Raw genomic sequence first — 1116 nt, 5'->3', positions numbered from 1 at the left:
GTGTCTTTCTTTACGGCCTTACGCCAACCGTAGATCTGAGATTCATGCAAGGAGAGCTGTCTTGCTGTCGCAGCCACTCCCACTTTCTCTGCTAGCTTCAGGGCTTCGGCTTTAAATTCAGGAGAATGGATAATACGTTTCTTTTTGTTTGTCCTGGTTCACCTCGTTAGTGATTGTACTCACTTAACTCGGTGTCCAAAACTAGTGGTGCGGATCACTATCGCGTAATTAGTGAGCTTGGACACAGATAAGAGATGTTTTCTGATGTGAATTCCAGTTCATTGATCTAAGACCAAAATTTCGTTTCAAAACAGTGTACATAATCTCTACTCAGAGTTATCAAACAGGTATGTTTCTATCTCACAACCGCAAAGTTGTTCATAAAAATCAGATTGATAGAAAGATGACTGAATGTGGCTCGAAATGCCTAATGTCATGGCCAACCAACTCAGGAAGAGTAGTAGTACTATGCGCCCATATCTCAAATACATCATCCCAACGGTGATTCCGTTACTTATTTGGCTGATGCCTTTGTCAGCGTTTCCTTTTGACGGCATCACCATCGTCCAACAGCGAGTTATCGCGATCTTTTTGCTGGCTGCGCTCTGTTGGGTGTTCGAGCCTATTCCGATTTATGCCACGTCGGTGGTGATCATCGTGCTTGAGTTATTGCTCGTTTCGAACAAAGGCATTGTCTTGTTTCGAACACAAGAAGGGCAACCTCAATTTGGCGAACTACTGCAATACCACGAAATCATGGCTACCTTTGCAAGCCCAATCATCATGCTGTTTTTAGGTGGTTTTTTCTTAGCAATGGCCGCAACCAAATATCGTTTGGATGTGAACCTCGCTAGGGTGTTGCTCAAGCCGTTTGGGCAAAACCCAAAATTTGTCATGTTAGGCCTGATGCTGATCACCGCTATATTCTCGATGTTTATGTCGAATACCGCGACCACCGCGATGATGTTGTCGATATTAACGCCAGTTATCGCCGTGTTTGGGCCTAAAGACCCGGGGCGAATTGCATTCGCGCTTTGTATTCCTGTTGCTGCGAACATCGGTGGTATTGGTACGCCAATCGGTACGCCACCAAACGCGATTGCTTTGAAATACCTC

The 1116-nt window shown here is 45.1% G+C and carries 2 protein-coding genes; one reads left to right on the top strand and one right to left on the bottom strand.

What is annotated here, in order from left to right:
• Window positions 1-134 (bottom strand): transposase (locus tag R7P35_RS25775; RefSeq protein WP_318093290.1); only part of this gene is annotated, 134 nt, incomplete at its 3' end.
• Between the two features lie 334 nt (window positions 135-468).
• Here R7P35_RS25775 and R7P35_RS25770 point away from each other — a divergent pair.
• The coding region (locus R7P35_RS25770) for an SLC13 family permease (protein ID WP_318093288.1) at window positions 469-1116 on the top strand (648 nt) is incomplete at its 3' end.

It is taken from the genome of Vibrio sp. Vb0304 (genome assembly GCF_033338995.1).
Lineage (GTDB): Bacteria > Pseudomonadota > Gammaproteobacteria > Enterobacterales > Vibrionaceae > Vibrio > Vibrio alginolyticus.
Note: the sequence above shows the minus strand (reverse complement) of the source record. Positions and strands in the feature narration are given on the sequence as shown.